Origin of the sequence: Aminobacter aganoensis, from assembly GCF_014206975.1 — a bacterium.
Lineage (GTDB): Bacteria > Pseudomonadota > Alphaproteobacteria > Rhizobiales > Rhizobiaceae > Aminobacter > Aminobacter aganoensis.
In genome coordinates this window covers 115,720-137,507 of record NZ_JACHOU010000012.1, presented here as the reverse complement: position 1 = coordinate 137,507, position 21,788 = coordinate 115,720, and the positions used below count along the sequence as shown (strand labels likewise).

Genomic DNA, 21,788 nt, shown 5'->3' with positions numbered 1-21,788 from the left:
GTTCTTGTCTGCCGCGATCAGGCGGCTTCGCGCAATTCGGTGCTGTCGGCTTTCACCCTCTCCGACTTCGGATCGTAGGGCGCCTTGAGATGCGCGGTCGCGCTGTGGCATTCGCCGGCAAGATCGATCTCGAAGCGGCCGCTTTCGATGAAGTCCTTGTCGACGCCGGACTCGTCGTGCAGCAGGCCGAGCGCCACCGAGCGGCCCAGAGTGTGGCCGTAGGATGCCGAGCGCACTTCGCCCACCGGCTTGCCGTCGCGCAGGATCAGTTCGCCGCCCCACAGCATGGGTGCCGCGTCGTCGAGCGTGAACTGCACGATGCGGCGGGTGAGCTTACCCGAGGCCTTGGCGGCGACCAGCGCTTCCTTGCCGATGAAGCCGCCCGGCTTGTCCATCGACACGGCGAAGGCGAGGCCGGCCTCATAGGGATTGATATCGGGCGTAAGCTCCCGGCTCCAGGCGCGAAAACCCTTTTCAATGCGCAGTGCTTCCAGCGCGTAGTAGCCGCAGTCGGTGAGGCCGTGCTCGCGACCGGCCTCGTGCAGCGCCTCGTAGACGCCGACGGCGAATTCGGTTGGCACGATCAGCTCCCAGCCGAGCTCGCCGACATAGGTCATGCGGTTGGCGTAGGCAGTGGCATAGCCGATGTCGATTTCGCGGATGGTGGCGAACGGGAAGCCGGCATTGGAGAGGTCTGCAGAGGTGAGCTTGGCCAGGATGTCACGCGAGCGCGGCCCCATCAGCGCCAGCACCGCATAGGATGATGTGACGTCGGTCAACGTGACATGCGCATCCTCCGGGATGTTTTTCGAGATCCAGTCGGCGTCGTGCACGGCCTGGGCCGAACCGGTGACAACAAGGAATTTTTCGCGGCCAAGCCGCATGACAGTCAGGTCGCTCTCATAGCCGCCGCGCTCGTTGAGCAGGCCGGTGTAGATCGAGCGGCCGATCTCGACGTCGATGTCGGCGGCACAGATGCGGTTGAGCACCGACGCTGCATCGCGGCCCTGCACCAGAATCTTGGCGAAGGACGTCTGGTCGAAGATGCCGGCGGCCTCGCGGGTCGCCTTCATCTCGCGCTGCACGGCGCCATGCCAGTTCTGGCGGCCGAAGGAATATTCGGTCTCTGGCTTCTCGCGCGGCGCGGCAAACCAGTTGGCGCGCTCCCAGCCCATCTTGGAACCGAAGCAGGCGCCCTTGGCGGCCAGCCGGTCGTAAAGCGAAGAGCGGCGGAAGGGGCGGGCGCTGTCGAGTTCGCGGTTCGGCCAGGGCATGGCGTAGTGCAGGCCAAGCGTTTCCTTGACGCGGTCGTGCAGCCAGCGTGGATTGTTGTTGAAGCCGGCAAAGCGCCTGATGTCGACCGGCCACAGGTCCATGGTCGCGGCGCCGTTGACGATCCATTCGGCCAGCGCGCGGCCGGCGCCGCCGGCACTGGCGATGCCCATCGAGTTGAAGCCGGCGCCGACATAGAAGTTCTTGAGCTCCGGCGCTTCGCCGAGGATGAAGTTGTTGTCGGCGGTGAAGCTCTCAGGGCCGTTGTAGAATTTCTTGACCTCTGACGTCTCCAATTGCGGCACGCGGATGAGCGCATTCTGCATCAGGATCTCGAACTGGTCCCAGTCGTCGGGCAGAAGCGCGAACTCGAAATCGTCGGGGATGCCGTTCATGCCCCACGGCTTGGCCTCGGGTTCGAAACCGCCCATGACCAGGCCGCCAACCTCTTCCTTGAAGTAGATGTAGCCGTCGGGGTCGCGCAGCACCGGCAGGTCGGGATGCACGCCCTCGATCTTGCCGGTTACGATGTACATGTGCTCGGCGGAGTGGAGCGGCACCGTCACCCCGCACATCGCGCCGACCTTGCGTGCCCATTGGCCGGCGCAGTTGACCACGATCTCGGCAGCGATGTCGCCCTTGTCTGTCGAAACGCCCGTCGCCCGACCGTTCTTGGTCTGGATGCCGGTGACGCGGACGCGCTCGATGACACGCGCGCCGCGATTGCGCGCGCCCTTGGCCAGCGATTGGGTCAGGTCCGTCGGGTTGGCCTTGCCGTCGCCCGGCAGCCAGACGGCGCCGGCGAGGTCGTCGATGGCCATGACCGGCCACTTCTCCTGCGCTTCTTTCGCAGAGATCACCTCGATGTCGACGCCCTGGGCGCGGGCTGAGGCCGCGGTGCGCTTGAGAACCGTCATGCGGTCGGCGCTGCGGGCGACCGACAGCGAGCCGCAGTTCTTCCAGCCGGTGGCGAGGCCCGTCTCGGCCTCGAGCTCGCTGTAGAGCTGGGTCGAGTATTTGATCAGGCTGGTCATGTTGGCGTGGCTGCGCAATTGCCCGACGAGGCCGGCTGCGTGCCATGTGGTGCCGCCGCTGAGCTGGCCCTGTTCGAGCAGCACGACATCGGTCCAGCCGAGTTTTGTCAGGTGATAGGCGACCGAGCAGCCGATGATGCCGCCGCCGACGATGACGACGCGAGCCTGCGTCGGAAATTCCTGCGCCATGATGAAAAGACCTCCCAAAAGTGATGGTCGTCACCATATCGTCGTCGCAACAAAATGCAACATAAAATGCAACAAATAATCACAATAGACCGCGCGGCTGATGGTGGTCTTGCGGCTGCGTGGCGCTGCTGGCAGAAATTTTCGCGGTGCTGTCGGAACGCGCGGCCGCCGAACGTCTTCAAGACGTAGAGCCGGCAGGGGCGATGAAGGAGAACGACATGAGAAAGATCGTGGTGGGTGCATTCATGAGCCTCGACGGCATCATGCAGGCGCCGGGCGGACCGGAGGAAGATCCGATCGGCGGCTTCAAGTTTGGCGGCTGGGCTGCGCCCTATTTCGACCAGACGATGACTGAGGCGGTGGGCGAAATGTTCGCCAGGCCGTTCGATCTCCTGCTTGGGCGCAAGACCTGGGACATCTTCGCCGCGCACTGGCCCTATGTCGATGCTGACGATCCCATCGGCCCGCTGTTCGACCGCATTAACAAGTATGTCGCGACGCGCAATCCCGAGCTGAAGCTCGGCTGGCAGAACAGCCACTCGCTCGGCACTGATGCCGTCGCCGCCGTGCGCAAGCTGAAGGCCGGGGACGGCCCCGATCTTCTGACACAGGGTTCGACCGATTTCCTCAAGACGCTGCTCACCAACGACCTGGTCGACGAACTCAACATCTCGATCTTCCCGCTGGTGCTCGGCAAGGGCAAATGCCTGTTCGGCGACGCCGCCATGCCCTCGAAACTGAAGCTGGTGTCATCGAAGGTTTCCGGCACGGGCGTGACGATCAACAAATACGTCCGCGACGGCGACATCGTCACCGGCTCGTTCGAGTTCGAGACGCCGACGGACGCGGAGCTGGAACGGCGGCGGAAGCTGACCTGACAGCCAATAGACACGCGAGTCGGCAGCGTTGCCGCCTCGCAGTTTGCAGCTATCCTGATCGCAGACCCTCTTCGGCTACTCCCCTACAATCACCTTCGGCCCCTTGCGCTCCAGGGCTTCGACCATCGCCGCGGGGGGAGGGGCGTCGACGATGACGCCGGCGGCGAGTTCGAAGCGCGGGATGCGCAGCGGTGTCAGCCGGCCGAACTTGGAGCTGTCGAGCACGAAATAGGCGCGGGCGGCGGTGGCGGCCATGCGCGAGCGCTGTTCGGCGCCGTTGCGGGTGAAGTCGGTGATCTCGCCGTCCGGCGACAGCGCGCCGCCCCCGAGGAAGGCGACGTCGATGCGGAAGCGGCCGATGGCGTCGAGCGCGTCGATGCCGACGGCAGCCTCTTCCGAGGGGTCGATCTCGCCGCCGAGCACGTGCACCCGCACATGCGGCTGGCGGCACATATGCAGCGCGATCACGAGGCTTGTGGTGCAGACGGTCAGGTTCTGCTTGCCGGCGAGCGCGTGCGCCACGGCGAGCGTGGTCGTGCCGGAATCGAGGAACACCACCATGCCGTCCTCGACTAGGGTTGCGGCGGCCCGGCCGATCGCCGCCTTGCCGCCGGCATTTTCCTGGCTGCGCAGGGTGAGCGCCGGTTCGGTCGACTCAAACAAGGTCGCCCCGCCATGGACGAGGTCGAGCTGGCCGCGCTCGGCCAAAAACTTCATGTCGCGGCGGATGGTCTCGCGCGACACGTCGAAGAAGGCGGCAAGCTCGGTGATGCCGACCGAGCCGTCGGCGGCCAGCCGCCTCAGGATCTCGTCGTGACGGCGCGGCGCGAGCGCCTTGTGGTTCTGCGAGTCGAACATGCGCGCTATGTGGCGGCATTGTCTCGGCAATGGCAAGCAGATGTTGCAATATGTGGCGTGCGGCGCCTGATGCCACATCAGGACGCCGCGCCTCCATTCGAAAGCGCGGCGTTCTGGTCGTTTGAAACAGCAGGGTCTGTGGGAGCGACCTGGCCGGTTTCGGGGTTCGAAATCCTAGAGTCGGACGCGCTCGCCCGCCGGATCGTAGGCACAGCGCTCGATGACGGTCGCTCGGCTGCGGCGTCCGAAGGCTTCGACTTCGATTTCCTTGAGGCTCATGTCGTCGCTCTTGAGATAACCGAAGACGAGCGAGGCGCCGACCGTGTGACCGAAGTCGCCGCTGGTCGTCATGCCAACGACACGACCATCAAACGACATCGCCTCGCCACCGTAAACGGGGAGGGGATCGTCGAGCCTGAAGCAGGCCAGCTTGCGGGTCAGCCCGCGCTCCTTCTGGGCGACAAGCGCATCGCGGCCTTGGAAGTCGCCCTTCTTCATCGACACGGCAAAACCCAGCCCTGCTTCGAGCGGCGTGTCGTCCGGGGTGATGTCTGCGCCCCAATAGAGATAGCGCTTTTCCATGCGCAGGCTGGAGATCGCCTTGTAGCCGACATCGGCGATGCCGAACGGAGCGCCGGCCGCGCGCAGCACCTCGTAGACATAGGCCATGTATTCGGTCGGCACATGCAGCTCCCAGCCGAGCTCGCCGACATAGGTGACGCGGGCGGCGAAGACCGGCGCCCAGCCGACGCGAATCTCGCGGCAGGTCATGTAGGGGAAGGCCTCGTTCGAGACATCGTGCTCGCTGATCTTGGCCAGCACATCGCGTGACAACGGCCCGCAGAGATTGATGACACCGTAGGCGCCGGTCACGTCATGCACCGACACCGAGCCGTCGCGCGGCATGTGGCGACGAATCCAGCCGCCATCATGGGTGCCGAATGCCGAGCCGGTGACGACATGGAACCGCTGTTCGCCGCGCCGCATGATGGTCAGGTCGGCTTCGATGCCGCCGCGCTTGTTGAGTAGTTGGGTGTAGATGACGGCGTTGTCGCCCTTGTCGACATTGGCCGCCGCCAGCCATTGCAGATAGGCGAGCGCGCCCGAGCCAGAGACCTCGAATTTCGAGAAGGACGACTGGTCGATCAGCGTCACGCCCTCGCGCACGATCCTGTGCTCGCGGCCGATGATTTCGGCATAGGGCGCGCGTTCGAAGGTTTCGAGCGGCGGCTTGGCCTCGCCGGGCCTGAGGAAGTAGTTTGGCCGCTCCCAGCCGAACTTGACGCCGTTGACCGCACCTTGCGCGGTCAACGTCTGGTAAAGCGGCGAGCGGCGCAGCGGGCGGCAGGCCGAACGTTCCTCCTCCGGCCAGGCGATGGCGTAATATTTCGAATAGGCCTCGAGCGCGCTGTCGCGAAGATAGGCGAGGCCGCCATGCGGATGGCCGAAGCGGCGCAGGTCGAAGGCCCAGAGGTCCATGCCGGGGTCGCCCTCGGCGATCCAGTTGGCGATGGCGCGGCCGGCGCCGCCCGAGGCGGCAATACCCGAGGTGAAGCCGCAGGCCACGAAGAAGTTCTCAAAGTCGCCGGCGAGCCCCATGACAGGCTCGCCATCGGCCGAGATCGGGATCGGCCCGTTGACCACGGCGCGCACGCCGAGCTCACCGAGGATCGGAATGCGGTTGGCAGCCCCTTCGATGACCTCCGAGATGCGCTCGAGATCGTCGGGGAACAGCTCTTGGCCGAAGCTCATTGGCAGCTTGCCAAGCCCGTAGGCGGCACGCGTCTCCTTTTCCCAGCCGCCGATCGCCATCGCGCCCGGCTCCGGCTTGACGTAGAAATTGGCGTCGGGATCGCGCAGCGTCGGCAGGTCGTCGGGCACGGAGGGCGATTTCTCCGTGACGAAATATTCGTGCTCGACAACTGTGATCGGCAGGTCGATGCTGGCCAGTTCGCCGAGCTGGCGCGCCCACAGGCCGGCGGCGTTGACGACAATCTCGCAGCCGACATCGCCTTCCGATGTCTTTACCGCAGTGATGCGGCGGTCCTTGATGGTGAGGCCGGTCACCATCACGCCCTCGACGATGCGGACGCCGCCCGACCGCGCGCCCTTGGCGTAGGCGTGGGTCAGCGAATAGGGGTCGACATGGCCGTCCGACGCGATCCAGGTGGCGCCGCGCAGATCCTTGGTGTCGACAAGCGGGAACAGCCGCTTCACCTCGTCGGGGCCGATCAGCTCCATGTCGAAGCCGTAGCTCTTGGCGGCGGTATGGGCGCGCTTGAGTTCCTCCCAGCGCGCATCGGAGGCGGCGAGGCGCAGGCTGCCGACATTCTTCCAGCCAACATCCTGGCCGGTTTCGGCGCCGATCTTGGCGCAGAGGTCGGCGCTGTACTGCATCAGTCGGGTCAGGTTCACCTTGCTGCGCAACTGCCCCATCAGGCCGGCGGCGTGCCAGGTCGAGCCCGCCGTCAGCTGGTTCTTTTCGAGCAGCAGGACGTCCTTCTCGCCCATCTTGGCGAGGTGATAGGCGATGGAGGTGCCGATGGCGCCGCCGCCGACGATGACGATGCGGGCGTGCGAGGGAAGCTTGGACATGTTGGCCTTTCGGGGCTGGCCTCGCTGTGGCGAGGTTTTGCGCGTTGCTTGTGGCCGGCGCGTGCCGGACCAGGTTCAGAGATCGAGCGTCAGGCTTGGCGTCAGGGCACGCGAACAGCAGACGGTGAGGAATTCGCGGCGTTCGTCGTCGCTCAACGCCTGGTCACGGTGGTCAGGTTCGCCGTCGAGATAAGGAACCATGCAGGAGCCGCAGATGCCCTGCCGGCAGCTCGTCGCGATATCGTGGCCGGCGGCTTTGAGCGCGGCGAGCAGGGTCGTGCCTACAGGCACGTGGATGGCTTTGCCGGTCGACGCGATGGTCACGTCGAGGGGCTGGTCGCCTTCGGTTTGCCGGCTCTCAGGTGCGAAGCTTTCGACATGAACCCGCTCCTGCGGCCAGCTTTCCGTGGCACGGGCGAAAGCCTTGAGCAGGCTGGCGGGACCGCAGGCGTAGACATGCGTGCCCTCTGCCGGGGCTCCGACCAGCGCCGGCAGGTCGGGCCGTCGCGCCGGGTCGTTGCCGTCGAGATGGAGCGCCGCGCGACCTACCGCGGCCTCGGCCTGGATCAGGTCGCGAAACGCCACCTCCTTCAGCGAGCGGGCGCAGACATGGACGAAATAGCTCGCCCTCGTGCGGCGGAGATGGTGGATCATGGCGATGATGGGCGTGATGCCGATGCCGCCAGCGATCAGCACGTGGTGGCGTGCCTCCCCGCCAAGCGGAAAGCCATTGCGCGGCGGATCGGCGCGCACCACCACGCCGCGCGCAAAGGTATCGGCCGCCTCGAGCGAGCCGCCTTCGCCGTTTTCCTCGCGCTGGACGGCCACCCAATACTCGGCCTTGTTGGCCGGGTCGCCGCACAGCGAATAGCAACGCGTCCGGCCACTTGGCAGGCGGAAGTTCAGATGCGCGCCCGCATTCCAGGCCGGCAATCGCTCGCCATGGGGCGACACCAGCCGATAAGCCGCCACGCGCGGCGTCAGCGCCTTGATCTCGGCGACCTGCAGGAGAATTTCCGGCCTAGAGAGCATTTTTTGTACCGTCCTGGGAGGATGGGGGCATGGCAGAGAAGTCTCCCTCCCCCTTGTGGGGAGGGGCAGGGGTGGGGTACCTGCCGGCACCACCCAGCTCCTAGGTCGAGGCCGGGGTTACCCCCACCCTCGGTCCCTCCCCACAAGGGGGAGGGAGGTGGTCCTCGCCTACGCCGTCATCTGGCTCGCGTACCACCTGACATAGCGGTCGACATTGGCTTCCTTGGTCGGCGAATAGGGGCCGGGCTCGAAGCCGGGGGAGGTGATGCCGATCCACTGGCGGCGGCAGATCTCCCAGTCTTCCGACATCACCTCGTGATGGAAGGCGGCGATCTTTTCGGGATCGTAGTCGCGGCCCTCGACCGCGTTCTCGTCGACCAGCCAGTAGCCGCGTACGATGGTCCTGGTCGGCGACACCGGCGTGATGCGTACGGTGTGGGCATAGTCGGAATTGGCGTGGCACCAGAAGTTGATGTTGGTGTTGGCGCGCGCCGTGCCCATGTCGGGATCGGTGAAACCGGCCATCAGCACGTCGCACACCAGCTGCCCATCGGCGCTTTCGGTCACCATGCCCTTGCGCACCGGGGTGCGGTTGGCGCGGAACCATTCGGACGTGTTGTTGGACGAGGTGTTGACGCGGGCAGTGTCGAGCCCGGCCTTTTCCCAGCGGATGCGGCAGTCACCCAGCCGCTCCGCGATCTCGTCCTTGAGATCGGGATTGTCGTTTTCGGTGTCGTACTGCACCGAGACATAGCCGTGGTGGTTGGCCTCGCAGTGGTAGCACTCGCGGTTGTTCTCGACCACGATCTTCCAGTTCACGTCGAGCTCGTAGTCGCGGATCAGCGCGATCTTGGCCTTGGTCATGCCTTGCGACTTGAGGATCGGCGACAGGTGGTCGTGCAACTCTTGGAACGGGGAGGGCGTTTCCGACAGGTTGACGAAGATCAGCCCATCGAACTCTTCGGCATGGGTCGACTTGAGGCCGTGCGCCGACTTGTCGAAGTCCTCGCCCATCATCGGCGCACCGATCAGCGTGCCGTCATGGGCATAGGACCAGGAATGGTAGGGACAGACCAACCTGTTGGCCTTGCCCTTCTCCTTGGTGCAGATGATCGAACCGCGATGGCGGCAGACATTGTGGTGGGCATGCACCTTGCCGTCGCGGTCGCGCACCACGACAACAGGCGCGCCGCCGACATCGAGCGTCATGTAGTCGCCCGCCTTGGGCAGCTCGACGGAATGACCGGCGAAGAACCAGCTGTTGCGGAAAATGCGCGCCTGTTCCTCGGCGAAAATCTCGGCATTGGTGTAGAAATCGCGCGGCAAGCCGTAGCCGGGGCGATAACCCTGGAGCCAGTGGACGTTCATAGCAGTGCCTCCCAGATGCTGAACTGGGTGGATTGGAACCGTTCTTGCCTGGCCGAGCAAACGCGATTACCTTGGGGGAAGCGCAAGAAAAACTAATGGTGTCATGGCCTCTGCCCGACCACCCCTGAACTGGCTGCGGGCTTTTGAGGCCGCCGCACGGCTCGGCAGTTTCGCCGCCGCCGGCGCGGAATTGAATGTCACGCCCTCCGCCATTTCCCAGCATATCCGTGCGCTCGAACTCAGGCTCGGCAAGGAGCTCTTCGACCGCCACGCCAATGGCGTCAGGCTGACCGACCGCGGCCGGCGTTATGCGGAAGAGCTCGGTCGAGCCTTCGCCCTGATCGACGAGGCGACCGCCAGGATTGCCGGGCGTGGCACCCGCGAGATGCTGGTCGTCCATGTGCCGACATCGTTCGCCAGCCAGTGCATCGCGCCGCGGCTCGACCTGTTCCGTACCCAGCACCCGACCATCGACCTCAGGCTCACCGCACTCGACCATGGCGAGGGCAAGGTCGACGCGGCGATCGAGTTCGGTTTGGGCAACTGGCCGAAGCGCGAGGCGACCTTGCTTATGCGCGACCAGACCTTTCCCGTCTGCACGCCGGCCTATGCGGCCAACCTCCGGTCGCCCGACGACCTCAAGGCGGGCGACCTGCTGCATGTCCCCGGTTACGACGAGGACTGGGACAGCTGGCTCGCCCATGTCGGTGTGACGGGCATCGACACCTCGGCCGGTTCGTTCTTCGATCAGTCGATCATGGGCATCCGTGCCGCAGTCGAGGGCAAGGGCGTTCTGATGGGCCGGACGGCACTGATCGAGCGCGAGCTGGCGAGCGGCCTGCTCGTTGCGCCGTTCGAACAGCGTCTGCAGGGTGCCGGCTCCTACTGGTTCCTGGCCACGCCACAAAAGGCCAAGGCACCGAAGGTGATGGCGTTTCGCGACTGGCTGATGCGTATGACAGCACCCGCAGAGACCGTCGAAAGCTGAATAGCAAAAGGTCTGCCGAGCGGCTTCAACAAATTGCATTGTTGCATTTTGTGTTATTTGTTGCCAATTTGTGACTCGACGGCATTGCCCGTGGAGCAGACCTCCCGCCATTTGCCGCCTGCGCCGGGAGGGCCACATGAACGCACCGAGCAAGCACACGGTCTTCAGCATCGGGGCCTGTTGGCCGGGTGCGAAGGCGGCTCAGCGCCAGGCGTCGCGCCAGCCTACGCCACAGGCGTCGGCTGAGTTTTCCATCCTGCTCGTGCCGGGTTTTTCCCAGCTCTGCCTGTCGTCGATGGTCGAGCCATTGCGGCTTGCCAATGCGCTGGCCGGGACTGAGCTGTTCCGCTGGAAACTGGTCAGCCTCGACGGCCTTTCGGTAGCGAGCGCCAGCGGCATTTCGATCGAGGTTTCAGGCAGCTTCGCCGAGGCTGCCAGGGCCTTGCCATTTGAACCGCAGGCCGCTGTGGCGATCTGCGCCGGTGAGGGGGTGGAACAGCACGGGTCGCTTGAGCTGCGCGCCAGCCTGCGCCGCCTCGCCAAGGCTCAGCTGCCGGTCTATGCGCTGGGCACGGCGACCTGGCTGCTGGCCGACGCCGGCCTGCTCAGCGACATCAGGTGCACCATTCACTGGAGCAAGATGGCGGCACTGTCCGAGACCTTCTACGACTTGGCCATCGACGACGCACTGTTCGTGCGTGACGGCCAGATTGTCACCTGTGCTGGCGAACTCGCCGCCTTCGATCTCGCCATCGACATCGTCCAGGAGCGCTGCGGCACCGAGCTTGCGCGCAGCATTTGCCAGCACGTCACCGCCGACCGCTGGCGCGACGGTACTGCCTGCCAATCGGTGCCACCGGGCCTGCGCTACGGCAGCACCGGCAAGAAGCTGTTGCGCATCATCCAGCTGATGGAAAAGCACATCGAGGAACCTCTGTCGCTCGAGGAGATCTCGGAGCGGGTATCGCTGTCGCGACGCCAGATCGAGCGGCTGTTCGAACGCCATCTCGCGACGACGCCCTGGCAACACTATCTCGGGCTGCGGCTCGCCAAGGCACGCCAGCTGATCGAGCTGACGTCGATGCCGATCATGGACATTACGGTCGCCTGCGGCTTCGTCTCGTCGTCGCATTTCTCCAAAAGTTTCCGCGACCACTTCCAGGTCTTGCCGAGCAAATTGCGCACAGCAGCGGCGTGATGATTTGTTCCATAATGTTGATTATGCGACGTTGGGAGTACGAACCGGGAACAGCTAGAATAATATTCTAGCGAAATCTTCGCTTTTGTTCGTTTTGCTTTCGCTAGCGAAAGGAAACGAAATGAAGAATGTTCTGCTTCGCGGCGTCTTCCGCCCGCTCATTGAGCGGCTCGGAACGATGCTGGCAGCCTACATGATCGCGCGCGGTTTCGACAGCGATCTGACGGCGCAACTGATGAACGCGCTTGTCGCGGCTCTGTTCGTCGGCCTCGACCTGGTGACCGCTGCCATGGGGCGTCACTACGACGAAACAAAGCTGCTCGGTGAGTTCGACCGTCCCCATCGCAAATGGGAGGATGACTAGTTCATCGGAGAACTCATTACCGCTGGCGGTGCGCTGCTTGGCGGGCTGTTCGGCAAGAAAAAAGAAAAGACCACTTCCGAAATCGATTACGTGAAGCTGCGTCAAAACGCGGAAGCGGCGGGGTTTAATCCCTTGACCGCGCTCCGCGCTGGCGGGGGTGCGGGGTTCACCACCACGCATAACCCTGCCCTTGCCTCGGGCGATTTCATCGCACAGGCAATCGGCGGCATCGGCAACGCCATCGCGTCCATCGATCCGATGCGCGATGCCACGGCGAAGCTTGAACACCAGATCAAGCAAGCCACGCTCGCCAACATACAGGCCGACACGGCGTCCCGCTTGCGGGCGTCCATCGGCGGCGTTCCGGTCTCGACCGGTGCGCGGGTTGTGAAGGCCAGTTCGCCACTGGCGTCGTCAAAGGTCGGTCAACCGCTCCCGCCGACCGTCGAAATCCCGACCCTCACAAATCCGTACCCTATGGGTACCGGTAGGTTGGTCAATCCCGGTTTCGTTGACGCCGAAGCATGGGAGACCCGTTACGGGGATATCGCTCAAGAATTCGGCGGCCTGATAAATCTAGGTGCCGACTATATCTATAATAGTTTTCAGCGGACAAAGCGTGAAGGCGAAGCCGCGAAAGCAACTAGAGATGTTGCGATTGAGCGCAAGCGGCGAGCGCGTCAAGAACTGCGGAAGAATGACGCGTTCTTTAAGAGCCACGGTTACTAGGCAAGGACCGTGGCGACTAGAGCGATGCCGAACGCAACGATCACTATGACTATTAGAAACTCGGTGAAGTCGGCTCCGATACCTTTAGGACGCTCGCGCATGAAACATCACTCCAAAAAGCCCTGCGGCGCGTGTGCGCGGCGCCGGGCGATGCTTCTCAAAATAGTGAAACGCTTCAAGAAAGGAAGCCGGAAATGATTGGCAACAGAACATCAACTGTCCCGGTGGAAATCCCCAGGACAAATCGCATCGAAACCGCGCGGGGCACTACGTCCCTGCCCGCCGGCAAGGCTGTGCCGATTTTCGCGTGCGGCCTGCATCGCATGGATCGTGTCGTGCAGGGTCCGCTGCGCTGCTCGTTCGAACTCATGGAAACAGCGGACGTGCTGATGAATGCCGTGCGCTGCGATGTGAAGGCGTATGTCGTGCCGCATCTGGCATTCGAGCGCTTCAACGGCAGTCTCGATGTCCTCAACCGTTCATGGGAGGGGCAAGAGCCCTACCCCGGTAAGGCGGCCTTGCCGTTCTACGAAACCATCCCGGCACCGGCTTACAAGTTCTCGGACCTGCTGGTGTATCTCGGCATGCACTCCAAGGCCGGCTCTACCGTGAACTCGATGTTTACGGAAGCCTATAACGAGATCTTCAACTTCCGCCTCCGCAATCGCTCGAAGGCGCTTTATGCGGCGGCGAAGCGGACGCGGCTGCAGCAGAACCTTGCGCCGGCTTTCTGGAACCACGAAATGTTCGCGCACATCGTGCCGGACTACGACAGCGCCAAGGTTGACGGCATCGTCAATCTGACTGTCGCGAACGCGCGGATGCCTGTGAAGGGTGTCGCGTCGATCGGGTCCATGACGAACGTCGCGGTTAGCGGACGTGAGACAGGCGAGACGGTCAATAGCTCGAAGACGGCGATTACCGGCGGTACGACGAATGCGTCGTTCTTCCCGCTACAGAAGCCCGGCGCTGCCGCCGGTGTGTTCGAGGTGTATGCGGAGCTTCAGGACAACGGCATCACCGTGTCTCTGGCCAACATCGAACTGGCCAAGAAAACGCAAGCCTTCGCTCGGATGCGTGAGCGGTACGCGGGCCATACGGATGAGTGGCTTGTCAACATGCTCATGGATGGCATTGACATTCCGGACCAGTACCTGAAGGAACCGATGTTGGTTGGCGAAGCGTCAACCATCTTCGGCTTCTCCAAGCGCTTCGCGACCGATGCCGCGAACCTCACCGAACATGTCGCGAACGGTGCAACGTTCGTCGATCTGAACATTCGCGTTCCCGTTCTCAATACGGGCGGCGTGCTGATGATCATAGCGGAGATCACGCCGGAACAGCTGTTCGAGCGGCAGAAGAACCCTTGGCTGCATCTCGACAATAACAAGCTGAACCGGCCGGATTTCATCCGCGATTATTCGGACCCGGATAAGGTCGATATCGTCACGAATGATCAGATCGACCTCGATCATGCGACGCCGACGGGGCGCTTCGGCTATGAGCCGATGAATGCGCGGTGGAACAACAAAATCCCGCGCATTGGCGGGAAGTTCTTCCGCCCTGTAGCGAACGCCCCGTTCGATGAGGATCGACAGCGCATTTGGGCGTCAGAGGCGCTTAACCCGACGCTCGGGGCCGAATTCTACTTGGCGACGACGATCCACACGAAACCCTTCGTCGACACTGTGTCGGACATCGCGGAAGTCGTCATTCAGGGCGATCTGCTGATCAACGGCAATACTCAGTTCGGAGCGGGCCTCATCGAAGCGTCCCACGACTACGCCAAGGTATTGGCGGAAGTCGATCAGACGCGCGCAAAGCCCGCCTAACCCTCGTCCCCTGCCCTGCTAGTGGCCGTTGGTCACTAGCGGGCCGTTCAACAAGGAAACAGAGAAATGACCATCAAGCTTGGCAACCTCGTCGATTGGCGCGTCCTTGACGGCAAGTCCCTCGCCTTCGCGGCACCGGACTTTGACAAAGGAAGGCCGCGCCGCCTGCGCCTCGACCTCAATTCGGAATTCGGCTGTAACTGGTATATCCGGTTTCATCGTCTGCCTATCAAGAACATGCCGGAATACGTGCTCGGTGCGGAGCCGGTCCTAGGGGAGCCGGAGGTGTTTGAACGCTTCTTCGCGTTCATTCCTGCTGGCCTCGAAACCGTCGAATTCACCTTCGGCGGCGACTTCGAACTCATGCCGGTAAGGCCGGATGAGTGTGAAATCCTCTACTGGACTTCGGAAGCCGAAGAATATTGGGTCGAAGGCGATGGCGAGACGTTCTCGACCGTCTACGAACGCCAGCCGCGCAATGAAGCGCTGGAATACGTCATGTTCCAAGCCTCGCAAAATCAACTTCGTCGCGACAAGGCCCATGCGGCGGAATTGGCAGCAATTCGGGCCGAGATCGGAGCGATGAATGGAAGACAGTCTGGAATACATGGCCAGCCGCCTGCGGAACATCAAGAACCTGCCGCAGAGCAGCGCGCCGCGAAAGCAGCGGCCCCGAAGGCCGTTCGGCCAGAAGGCGCAGGACTGGCACCCGCAGCCGGTGCAACTGAAGGCGAGGACGAAACGAAATGAGCGTGGCCGATAAAGTCCGTGCTCTGGTCGAGCGGGTTGCCGAAAGGCAATCCGTTCTGCCCGACCCGAAAAGGGCAAAGCGGGTATTCCCGCTTCTGCCGCCCCCGCTGGTGCTTGACCCTTTTGAGGTAAAGCCGGTTCTTATCAAGGAAACCGGCTACAGCCAGGCATTGGCTGGCATCGTCGATACGGAGTTCATCAAGACAGTCCGTTACGGAGAGCAGCAATATCGGGCTGACGCCTTGGGCGCTCACCCGATCATCATCGAGTTCTCAACGCTGCTTGTCCGACGAATGCGGGCGCTTGGCGTTCCCATGTTCCCGCACAGCATATGGCGTGGCGAGGCGGAACAGAACGCCGCATATCGGCGGGGGACCAGCGATGCGCAGTACCCGGAAAGCCCTCACAATCGCGGCTGCGCGGTCGATGTCATACACTCGAGAAAGGCTTGGGACCTCACTGCTCGGCAATGGCTGCTGATCGGCCATGTCGGCAAGGAGATAGCGGCCTCAAAGGGCTGGAAACTCGTTTGGGGCGGGGATTGGCGAAAGAAGCCAACCGATGAAATCGGCTGGGACCCGGCTCATTGGGAGCTGGCGAGCTGGCGGTCACACGCCATGGCTCGCCTGCCACCTCCTGTTCGCGCGACCCGCTAGGCTCGGGCGAACTGGCGCGGAAAGATTTTTGGATCGTTTAGTATCAAAAAAATCTTTCCGTCGCCGCACTCATCTTCTTGTCCCCATGTGCAATTACTGACAGGCAACAATTCAGATGTGCAAATGTCCTCCAATGCTCGCTGACGGAACGATTGTTGGCTGTCGTTATTGCTCGCAATGCATCGGTCGGTCGGTTGACGACTGGACCGGACGGTGCATTGCGGAAAGTATAGTTGCAGCCGATGCCTACTTCATCTCGCTGACCTATGGTCGCGACGAGCATGGCTCGGAAGATCATATTCGGGCGCGGCTGCTGACATACTCGGACATCCAGAAGCTTATGAAGCGCTTCCGCGCTTCCGGCTACCTCCCGCGCTATTTCTGCGTCGGGGAGTACGGCTCGGCCAAGGGCCGCGCTCACTGGCATGTCCTCATCTTCTGGAAGGATAATGCGCACGAAATCGCTCGCCGTATTCAGCATAACGCTGACGTGCGCGCCAAGCTCAAGCGCGGCAAAACACTGAACGTGCCGGGCGGCCCTGTGCCGCCGCACGTCAACTCCACCCGCGATGATCAGAAGCGCCATATGCAGGAGCATTGGCCGCATGGCTGGTCAACTTGGGAACGCCTCGGCGTTCGGCCAGAAGATACCGCTGCCGCTGTCCGGTACGTCTGCAAGTACCTCAACAAGGACATAGGCGGCGAAGAAAAACAGGCGATGTGCAGAATGTCGAAAATCCCGCTGTTAGGCGCGGATTGGCTGCATCACAAGGCAAGGCTGCACGTCGAAGCGGGAATTCCTCCGAAGGACCTCAAGTACGAATTTCCCGGCGTGAACCGCCCCAACGGTGAGCGCGTGCCCTTCATGCTGCGTCCGGGCTCGGCTGCGGCTAAGCTGTTTTGCCAGTCCTTCGTTGATCAGTGGGAGGAAGCCTATCCCACCAGGGCGATACCCCACTCGAAGCTGGTCGAAGAATTCATAGACCCCGGCGCTTGGGAAAAGCGCAAATCTAGCGAGGAAGGACAAAGGGAATGGGAAAGAAAAGCGGACGCTCTGGAAAGAGCGGAAGTGCAAAAGGCGGAAGCCTTGGCACGTCTGTACGATTGGGAGGCAACGGCCTACGCCACGGTGTCGGAAGGCCTGCGCTATCAGCACTTGTTGGTGCCTCCTCCCCGTCCCCTCCAAAGCCCGTCAACAGAGACGCAGGAGCCATTCGGCGGCTTATGACGGCTCAAAGAATGGCGGTAGCCCGTGCGGAGCACGACAGGCGCGTAGCGGCTGGGTTCTTAGCCGCACCACTTAATGTCAAACCCCGCGTCTCGCGGCTCAATATCTCAACGGCTCTCAAGGCCACTACAACACCTGATCCGTCGCCGGTTAAAAACCGTCGCTCTGAAAAAGCGCGCGACAATCTAACCAGGTGCAAAGAAAGGCCGGAGCCGAAAAAGGACCGGAAACCGCTTGGCGGTGCCGGTCCCTCAAAAAGGTTTGTACCGTGGTGCGGGTAAACGGGTAAAACAAGAACTAAGTTGTAACTAGGTCTTGACACCCCTACCCCAAATCACGTTATGCAGCGGTTACTTGGTGGAAACTTGCCAAGGGTAAAACGAAACCAAAGCGAAGCGTGTTCGTACGTGTATAAACTTCCATAATGTTGATTATGCGACATATATCCCCTACTTGCCGGTTTCAATCCGGCAGGCCGGCTTTGCGAAAGCCTTCGACAAAATGCCCAAGCGTGGCCTCATCGCGGAACGGCTCCGTCTCGGCCCAGTGGCTGGTTGTGTAGTCAGGATTGCCGACGAGGAACAGCTCGGCCTCCGCGCGCGCCTCGTCCAGCTGGCCGAGTTGGGCAAGGCTTGCCGCCAGGAAACGACGCGAGCTCGTCCGATAGGTCTCGTCCCTGCGCAGCGTCTCTATGGCACTCTCATAGTCGCCGGCCGCGTATTGCGCCTGGCCGAGCGTCAGGTAGTACCAGCTTGCCGGAAACGGATTGAGCCGGAACGCCTTGCGAATGTGATCAAGCCCCTGCTCGATCCGCCCGGCCAGCACCGCGATATCGGACAGTGCTGCCCAGGTGTCGGCTTCGTTCGGGTCGAGTTCGATCGCCCTGGCGAATTCCGCATCCGCCGCGGCGAAGTTCCGTTCATAGGCAAGCAGATAAGCCAGGACCCAGCGGCAGCCGGCATCGTTGGCATCGATCATCACGGCCTTGCGCGCCAACTCCAGCGCAGCCTTGCGGGCAGGTTCAGCCGGGCCGCCACTGTGCACCCTGCCCATCCAGTGGTTCATCGCCAGCCAACGATGCGCCTCAGCATATTCGGGATCGAGTGAAATCGCGCGCGTCAGCAGCAGATGCGCTTCCTGTGCGGCCTGCGGCGAGTCATCCATAAGTCTGCGCGCCCTCACGCAGAGGTCGTAGGCCTCGAGATTTTTGGGGCGGTTGCGGGCCAGCGGCGTCGGGCGCAGCCGGCCGAGCAAGGCCTCGACGATCTGGGCCGTCACCTCGTCCTGCACGGCAAAGATGTCTTCCAGGCTGCGATCGAAACGTTCCGCCCACAGATGCTCGCCGCTTGCGGCGTCGACCAACTGGGCGTTGATGCGCACGCGCCCGGCGGCACGCCGTGCGCTGCCCTCAAGGAGGTATCGCACGCCGAGTTCCTCGGCGATTTGGCGCACGTCCATCGCCCTGCCCTTGTAGGCGAAGGACGAGTTTCGGGCGATGACGAACAGGCCGGCGTTTCTCGACAGGTCGGTGATCAGGTCTTCGGTCAACCCATCGGCGAAGGCTTCCTGATCGGCGTCGTTGCCGACATTGACGAAGGGCAGCACCGATATCGACGGCTTGTCGGGCAGCGGCAAGGATTTTCTCTTGGCGCTGAGCCGTTCGACGGCTCCCGTGAAACGGTAGCCGACGCGCGGAACCGTCAATATCCATTCAATCCCATCAGGGGCCGCTCCGAGCAGCTTCCGGAGTTGCGCGATCTGGACGGTGAGATTGCCTTCCTCGACCGCCGTGCCCGGCCACGCCGCATCCATCAGCTCGGCCTTGCCGAGGATTTCGCCCGATCGTCCGACCAGCGCCGCAAGCAGTCTGAGCCCCCGGTGGCCAACGGCAACGGGTTCATCGTTCCGGATCAGCGTCCCCGCATCCGGATCGAGCACAAACGGACCAAAGGCGAAGCGCGTTCCCTGCATGCGGCGCATCTATAGCCCGTTTGGGAGTTTTTGGAACTATTTGGCAGGGTTTAACGACGGCGCCGCTCGTCTCCTGCCACAAATCATCCTCTTTCAGGCCGAGGGCCACCGTAGCCTCAAGCCACATGGAGGTTGCCATGAACGATAGGTCCAATCTTGCGCCGGCTCCGCGTCAGGACACGCCGTCGGGGGCGCCGGAGGTGCCGTGCCGGCACCTGGCGACCCTGCGAGGCATAGTCGACACCTGGCGCTGGCGGATGGATTTTCGCCGGGAACTTCAGCAAAAGTCGAAGGACAATCCTCATTTGATCGATGATATCGGCCTGACGAGGCGGCAGGTCGAGGCGGAGATCGCCAAGCGGTTCTGGCAGGCATAGGGAATGTTGCCGATGATACCGGATTGCCAGCCTCCAAATGCCGACAGGGTTCGCCGGCATCTACCGGAATTGGCCGGTATCCCCTCGAGGTCTGCATGACTGCCGAAAGCACGACATCATTGCAGGACCGGATCCCATGGGCCGCGATGGCTGGGATCATCGCGACCGTCACGGTGTTCGCTGTGGCGCAGGGGCTGACCTATCCCCTGCTCAGCTTCATTCTCGAACGGCAGGCTACGACGCCAGGGCTGATCGGCTTGTCGGCGGCGATGACCCCGCTGGGTTTCATCCTGTCCGCGCCGCTCATTCCGGCGCTCGTGCGGCGCATGGGCGCGGCGCGGTTGGCGATCCTGTGTTCGATCCTCGCTGCAGCCACCCTGACCGCGATTGCCTGGATGCAGGATCTCTGGGCCTGGATGCCGCTGCGCTTCATGCTCGGCTTCTTCGCCAATCCGCTTTACGTGATCAGCGAAACGTGGCTGATCACGATCACGCCCACGTCGCGTCGGGGCCGCATCATGGGGCTTTATGCATCGATCGTTTCGGGTGGCTTCGCCATCGGCCCGTTGACGCTCAGGCTCTTCGGCACCGAAGGTTGGCCACCGTTTTTGGTCGGAATTTCCGCATTCCTGCTGTGTGGGCTGATCGTCCTGTCTGTCATCCCGCGCCTGCCTGACATGCCGCATGAAGGCGAGGCGACATCGGTCGGTCGCTTTTTCGGGCTGGCACCGGTGCTTTTGCTTGCGGTGTTCGCCGCGGCTGCATTCGAGCAGAGCTTGCTTGCGATGTTAGCCGTCTACGGCGCTGCCTATGGCAGTGCCGAAAGCCGCATCTCCGCGCTGGTCGCCTGTTTCATCCTTGGCAATGCCGCCCTGCAGATACCGCTCGGGCGGCTTGCGGAAGGGATCGGCTCGGCCCGCGCGATGCTGCTGTGCTGTGGCCTCGCGCTGCTCGGCTGCGCCCTGTTGCCGGTGCTTTTTTCATCCGGGTTGATCTGGCCAATGGTTTTCGTCTGGGGTGCTGTGACCTTCGGAATTTACACCATGGCGCTTATACAGCTCGGGGAACGCTTCTCTGGCCCGCGGCTCATTGCCGGAAACGCGGCATTCGCGCTGGTCTGGGGGATCGGCGGGTTCGTCGGCTCGCCGATCACCGGTGTCGCGATGCAACTGATCGGCCGTCAGGGATTGCCGTTGTCCCTTGGCCTGCTGTGCGGTGTGCTGGCGGTGTTCCTGATGGCGGAGCGCCAGCGGGGCTGAGTCGAGCCCGCGCCTCATTCCGGATCGAGGCGCCGACTGTCGCAGCGTTCTACGCCTGGGCTGCGTGGTCGATGTTCTCTGTGATCGCCGACTGGCCGGCGGCTGCCATCGTCTGCATGGCGCGGCGGACGCCCGGCATCTGGAGTTCGCCTGCGCAGCAGAGCCGTGCCACCAGGCAGGCGGTCAGTGCGATCAACTGGAGCGTGGTCGAGGCGGTTTTCATGGTCGTCGCCGGTCAAAAACGTCCTGCCTGCAGCCTGGATGGCTTCAGCGCATGTTTCTGTTGTTGGTCCTGCGGATGCTTCGGATGATGCCCTTCCGGCACGCGATATCCGAACGTGACTAATTCATACCATGAATTGTTTATTCACACCAGTGGAATTTTTTCCACACTGATTGAGCCGATGAAGTGAGATGGTACGGCGGCAGGCCCACGGCGCGGGCCTCGTGGGGGCACTTCTGCGGCTATCCCCTGCCCCCACCGTCGATCGGGCAAAGGGCAGTTTGGCCGCGGTCAGGCGCCTGGCTTCTGTCCCGTCTGCTGCTTGGCCAGCTTGGCCTGGGCATGCCAGTCGAAGTCGATCGAACCTTCCTCGGCCTTGTGGAAGAACTGCGAGCACACCAGCCAGCCCTTGAGCGGGCGCAGAAGCGCCATGCAGCTCAGCACCGTCAACGGCAAGGTGATGAAGATGTGCACCCACAACGGCAGGCCGAACGCCATCTGGAACCAGACGCCGAATGCCAGCGCCGGAACGGCGGCGATGGTCATCGCAAAGAAGGCCGGGCCGTCGGCCGGATCGGCGAAGGAATAATCGAGGCCGCAGACCTCGCAGCGTGGCGCGAGTTTCAGGAAACCCGAGAACAGGTGGCCCATCTGGCAGCGCGGGCACAGCCCCTTGATACCTGTCATCATCGGGTTGTCGGTCGGGGTGAAGCCTTCCGCCGAAAATCTGCTCTCAGACATATTCGCCTCCGTTCGGAGCCGCGAAAGCGGCCAGCGCCACATGCAGGCGCTTCATTTGCCTCCATACATAATCCTCATGGTTCTTGCATGCAAGACGCAAAATGCATATAATTAGCATACACTCCAATCAATACGGGTTGACTTGATGTTTTGTATGGATTTCATCGCCGCTAGCGATGCGAGCAGGCATGGGTCAAATTGTCCGTGGGGGTGCGTCGACTTTCCGCGATGCGCAGACCAGAATGC

The 21,788-nt window shown here is 62.7% G+C and carries 19 protein-coding genes; 11 read left to right on the top strand and 8 right to left on the bottom strand.

What is annotated here, in order from left to right; translation table 11 throughout:
• Nucleotides 1–17: 17 nt before the first annotated feature.
• Nucleotides 18–2,495 carry a GcvT family protein gene (locus GGR00_RS20150; protein ID WP_184700626.1) on the bottom strand — a complete coding sequence of 826 codons (2,478 nt, stop codon included), beginning with the start codon at nucleotides 2,493–2,495 and terminating at the stop codon, nucleotides 18–20.
• Nucleotides 2,496–2,713: 218 nt separating this feature from the next.
• Here GGR00_RS20150 and GGR00_RS20145 point away from each other — a divergent pair, with 218 nt between their 5' ends.
• Nucleotides 2,714–3,373 carry a dihydrofolate reductase family protein gene (locus tag GGR00_RS20145; protein ID WP_184700624.1) on the top strand — a complete coding sequence of 220 codons (660 nt, stop codon included), beginning with the start codon at nucleotides 2,714–2,716 and terminating at the stop codon, nucleotides 3,371–3,373.
• A 75-nt stretch (nucleotides 3,374–3,448) separates the two neighbouring features.
• Here the strand turns inward: GGR00_RS20145 and GGR00_RS20140 are convergent, their stop codons facing one another.
• From GGR00_RS20140 to GGR00_RS20125, 4 genes are all read right to left on the bottom strand, one after another.
• On the bottom strand, nucleotides 3,449–4,231 hold the full coding sequence (locus tag GGR00_RS20140) for a DeoR/GlpR family DNA-binding transcription regulator (protein ID WP_184700622.1): 783 nt from the start codon (nucleotides 4,229–4,231) through the stop codon (nucleotides 3,449–3,451).
• Nucleotides 4,232–4,405: 174 nt separating this feature from the next.
• A complete protein-coding gene (locus GGR00_RS20135; RefSeq protein ID WP_184700620.1) occupies nucleotides 4,406–6,826 on the bottom strand; it encodes a GcvT family protein in 2,421 nt (806 codons plus the stop codon).
• Between the two features lie 75 nt (nucleotides 6,827–6,901).
• The gene (locus GGR00_RS20130; RefSeq protein ID WP_184700617.1) at nucleotides 6,902–7,858 is read right to left on the bottom strand and encodes a PDR/VanB family oxidoreductase; all 957 of its coding nucleotides are present in this window, start codon (nucleotides 7,856–7,858) and stop codon (nucleotides 6,902–6,904) included.
• A 168-nt stretch (nucleotides 7,859–8,026) separates the two neighbouring features.
• Nucleotides 8,027–9,226 (bottom strand): aromatic ring-hydroxylating oxygenase subunit alpha, encoded by a 1,200-nt coding sequence (locus tag GGR00_RS20125; RefSeq protein WP_184700615.1) that lies wholly within the window; start codon nucleotides 9,224–9,226, stop codon nucleotides 8,027–8,029.
• 103 nt (nucleotides 9,227–9,329) lie between these two features.
• On the opposite strand from GGR00_RS20125, the gene GGR00_RS20120 reads away from it, so the two are divergent.
• The 8 genes from GGR00_RS20120 to GGR00_RS20085 all read left to right on the top strand — a co-directional run bounded on the left by GGR00_RS20120 (nucleotide 9,330) and on the right by GGR00_RS20085 (nucleotide 16,971).
• Nucleotides 9,330–10,214 carry a LysR family transcriptional regulator gene (locus GGR00_RS20120; protein WP_184700613.1) on the top strand — a complete coding sequence of 295 codons (885 nt, stop codon included), beginning with the start codon at nucleotides 9,330–9,332 and terminating at the stop codon, nucleotides 10,212–10,214.
• Nucleotides 10,215–10,350: 136 nt separating this feature from the next.
• Nucleotides 10,351–11,412 (top strand): GlxA family transcriptional regulator, encoded by a 1,062-nt coding sequence (locus tag GGR00_RS20115; protein WP_184700611.1) that lies wholly within the window; start codon nucleotides 10,351–10,353, stop codon nucleotides 11,410–11,412.
• A gap of 121 nt (nucleotides 11,413–11,533) precedes the next feature.
• Nucleotides 11,534–11,776, top strand: coding sequence for a hypothetical protein (locus tag GGR00_RS20110; protein ID WP_184700609.1), 243 nt, complete (start codon nucleotides 11,534–11,536; stop codon nucleotides 11,774–11,776).
• A gap of 90 nt (nucleotides 11,777–11,866) precedes the next feature.
• Nucleotides 11,867–12,505, top strand: a complete 639-nt coding sequence (locus GGR00_RS20105; RefSeq protein WP_184700607.1) for a hypothetical protein — start codon at nucleotides 11,867–11,869, stop codon at nucleotides 12,503–12,505.
• Between the two features lie 194 nt (nucleotides 12,506–12,699).
• Nucleotides 12,700–14,337 carry a major capsid protein gene (locus GGR00_RS20100; RefSeq protein WP_184700605.1) on the top strand — a complete coding sequence of 546 codons (1,638 nt, stop codon included), beginning with the start codon at nucleotides 12,700–12,702 and terminating at the stop codon, nucleotides 14,335–14,337.
• Between the two features lie 66 nt (nucleotides 14,338–14,403).
• Nucleotides 14,404–15,087, top strand: coding sequence for a hypothetical protein (locus GGR00_RS20095; RefSeq protein ID WP_184700603.1), 684 nt, complete (start codon nucleotides 14,404–14,406; stop codon nucleotides 15,085–15,087).
• Nucleotides 15,084–15,743, top strand: coding sequence for a M15 family metallopeptidase (locus tag GGR00_RS20090; protein WP_184700601.1), 660 nt, complete (start codon nucleotides 15,084–15,086; stop codon nucleotides 15,741–15,743). Before GGR00_RS20095 ends, GGR00_RS20090 begins: the two co-directional genes overlap by 4 nt.
• 133 nt (nucleotides 15,744–15,876) lie before the next feature.
• The gene (locus GGR00_RS20085) at nucleotides 15,877–16,971 is read left to right on the top strand and encodes a rolling circle replication-associated protein (protein WP_184700599.1); all 1,095 of its coding nucleotides are present in this window, start codon (nucleotides 15,877–15,879) and stop codon (nucleotides 16,969–16,971) included.
• A gap of 462 nt (nucleotides 16,972–17,433) precedes the next feature.
• On the opposite strand, the gene GGR00_RS20080 is transcribed toward GGR00_RS20085, so the two are convergent.
• Nucleotides 17,434–18,942, bottom strand: a complete 1,509-nt coding sequence (locus GGR00_RS20080) for a winged helix-turn-helix domain-containing tetratricopeptide repeat protein (RefSeq protein WP_184700597.1) — start codon at nucleotides 18,940–18,942, stop codon at nucleotides 17,434–17,436.
• A 137-nt stretch (nucleotides 18,943–19,079) separates the two neighbouring features.
• On the opposite strand from GGR00_RS20080, the gene GGR00_RS20075 reads away from it, so the two are divergent.
• Both GGR00_RS20075 and GGR00_RS20070 read left to right on the top strand, forming a co-directional pair.
• Nucleotides 19,080–19,319, top strand: a complete 240-nt coding sequence (locus GGR00_RS20075) for a DUF1127 domain-containing protein (protein ID WP_246441501.1) — start codon at nucleotides 19,080–19,082, stop codon at nucleotides 19,317–19,319.
• A 95-nt stretch (nucleotides 19,320–19,414) separates the two neighbouring features.
• The gene (locus GGR00_RS20070) at nucleotides 19,415–20,578 is read left to right on the top strand and encodes an MFS transporter (protein ID WP_184700595.1); all 1,164 of its coding nucleotides are present in this window, start codon (nucleotides 19,415–19,417) and stop codon (nucleotides 20,576–20,578) included.
• A gap of 49 nt (nucleotides 20,579–20,627) precedes the next feature.
• On the opposite strand, the gene GGR00_RS20065 is transcribed toward GGR00_RS20070, so the two are convergent.
• Together GGR00_RS20065 and GGR00_RS20060 are read right to left on the bottom strand one after the other, a co-directional pair.
• Nucleotides 20,628–20,801, bottom strand: a complete 174-nt coding sequence (locus tag GGR00_RS20065) for a hypothetical protein (protein ID WP_184700593.1) — start codon at nucleotides 20,799–20,801, stop codon at nucleotides 20,628–20,630.
• Nucleotides 20,802–21,092: 291 nt separating this feature from the next.
• Entirely contained in the window at nucleotides 21,093–21,542 is a 450-nt protein-coding gene (locus GGR00_RS20060) for a DUF983 domain-containing protein (RefSeq protein ID WP_184700591.1), read from the bottom strand.
• Between the last annotated feature and the right edge of the window lie 246 nt (nucleotides 21,543–21,788).

Coding starts and splice junctions, on each gene's coding strand:
- GGR00_RS20150 (WP_184700626.1), bottom strand. CDS start 2,495: ATGGCGCAGGAATTTCCGACGCAGGCTCGCGTCGTCATCGTCGGCGGC.
- GGR00_RS20145 (WP_184700624.1), top strand. CDS start 2,714: ATGAGAAAGATCGTGGTGGGTGCATTCATGAGCCTCGACGGCATCATG.
- GGR00_RS20140 (WP_184700622.1), bottom strand. CDS start 4,231: ATGTTCGACTCGCAGAACCACAAGGCGCTCGCGCCGCGCCGTCACGAC.
- GGR00_RS20135 (WP_184700620.1), bottom strand. CDS start 6,826: ATGTCCAAGCTTCCCTCGCACGCCCGCATCGTCATCGTCGGCGGCGGC.
- GGR00_RS20130 (WP_184700617.1), bottom strand. CDS start 7,858: ATGCTCTCTAGGCCGGAAATTCTCCTGCAGGTCGCCGAGATCAAGGCG.
- GGR00_RS20125 (WP_184700615.1), bottom strand. CDS start 9,226: ATGAACGTCCACTGGCTCCAGGGTTATCGCCCCGGCTACGGCTTGCCG.
- GGR00_RS20120 (WP_184700613.1), top strand. CDS start 9,330: ATGGCCTCTGCCCGACCACCCCTGAACTGGCTGCGGGCTTTTGAGGCC.
- GGR00_RS20115 (WP_184700611.1), top strand. CDS start 10,351: ATGAACGCACCGAGCAAGCACACGGTCTTCAGCATCGGGGCCTGTTGG.
- GGR00_RS20110 (WP_184700609.1), top strand. CDS start 11,534: ATGAAGAATGTTCTGCTTCGCGGCGTCTTCCGCCCGCTCATTGAGCGG.
- GGR00_RS20100 (WP_184700605.1), top strand. CDS start 12,700: ATGATTGGCAACAGAACATCAACTGTCCCGGTGGAAATCCCCAGGACA.
- GGR00_RS20095 (WP_184700603.1), top strand. CDS start 14,404: ATGACCATCAAGCTTGGCAACCTCGTCGATTGGCGCGTCCTTGACGGC.
- GGR00_RS20090 (WP_184700601.1), top strand. CDS start 15,084: ATGAGCGTGGCCGATAAAGTCCGTGCTCTGGTCGAGCGGGTTGCCGAA.
- GGR00_RS20085 (WP_184700599.1), top strand. CDS start 15,877: ATGCTCGCTGACGGAACGATTGTTGGCTGTCGTTATTGCTCGCAATGC.
- GGR00_RS20080 (WP_184700597.1), bottom strand. CDS start 18,942: ATGCAGGGAACGCGCTTCGCCTTTGGTCCGTTTGTGCTCGATCCGGAT.
- GGR00_RS20075 (WP_246441501.1), top strand. CDS start 19,080: ATGAACGATAGGTCCAATCTTGCGCCGGCTCCGCGTCAGGACACGCCG.
- GGR00_RS20070 (WP_184700595.1), top strand. CDS start 19,415: ATGACTGCCGAAAGCACGACATCATTGCAGGACCGGATCCCATGGGCC.
- GGR00_RS20065 (WP_184700593.1), bottom strand. CDS start 20,801: ATGAAAACCGCCTCGACCACGCTCCAGTTGATCGCACTGACCGCCTGC.
- GGR00_RS20060 (WP_184700591.1), bottom strand. CDS start 21,542: ATGTCTGAGAGCAGATTTTCGGCGGAAGGCTTCACCCCGACCGACAAC.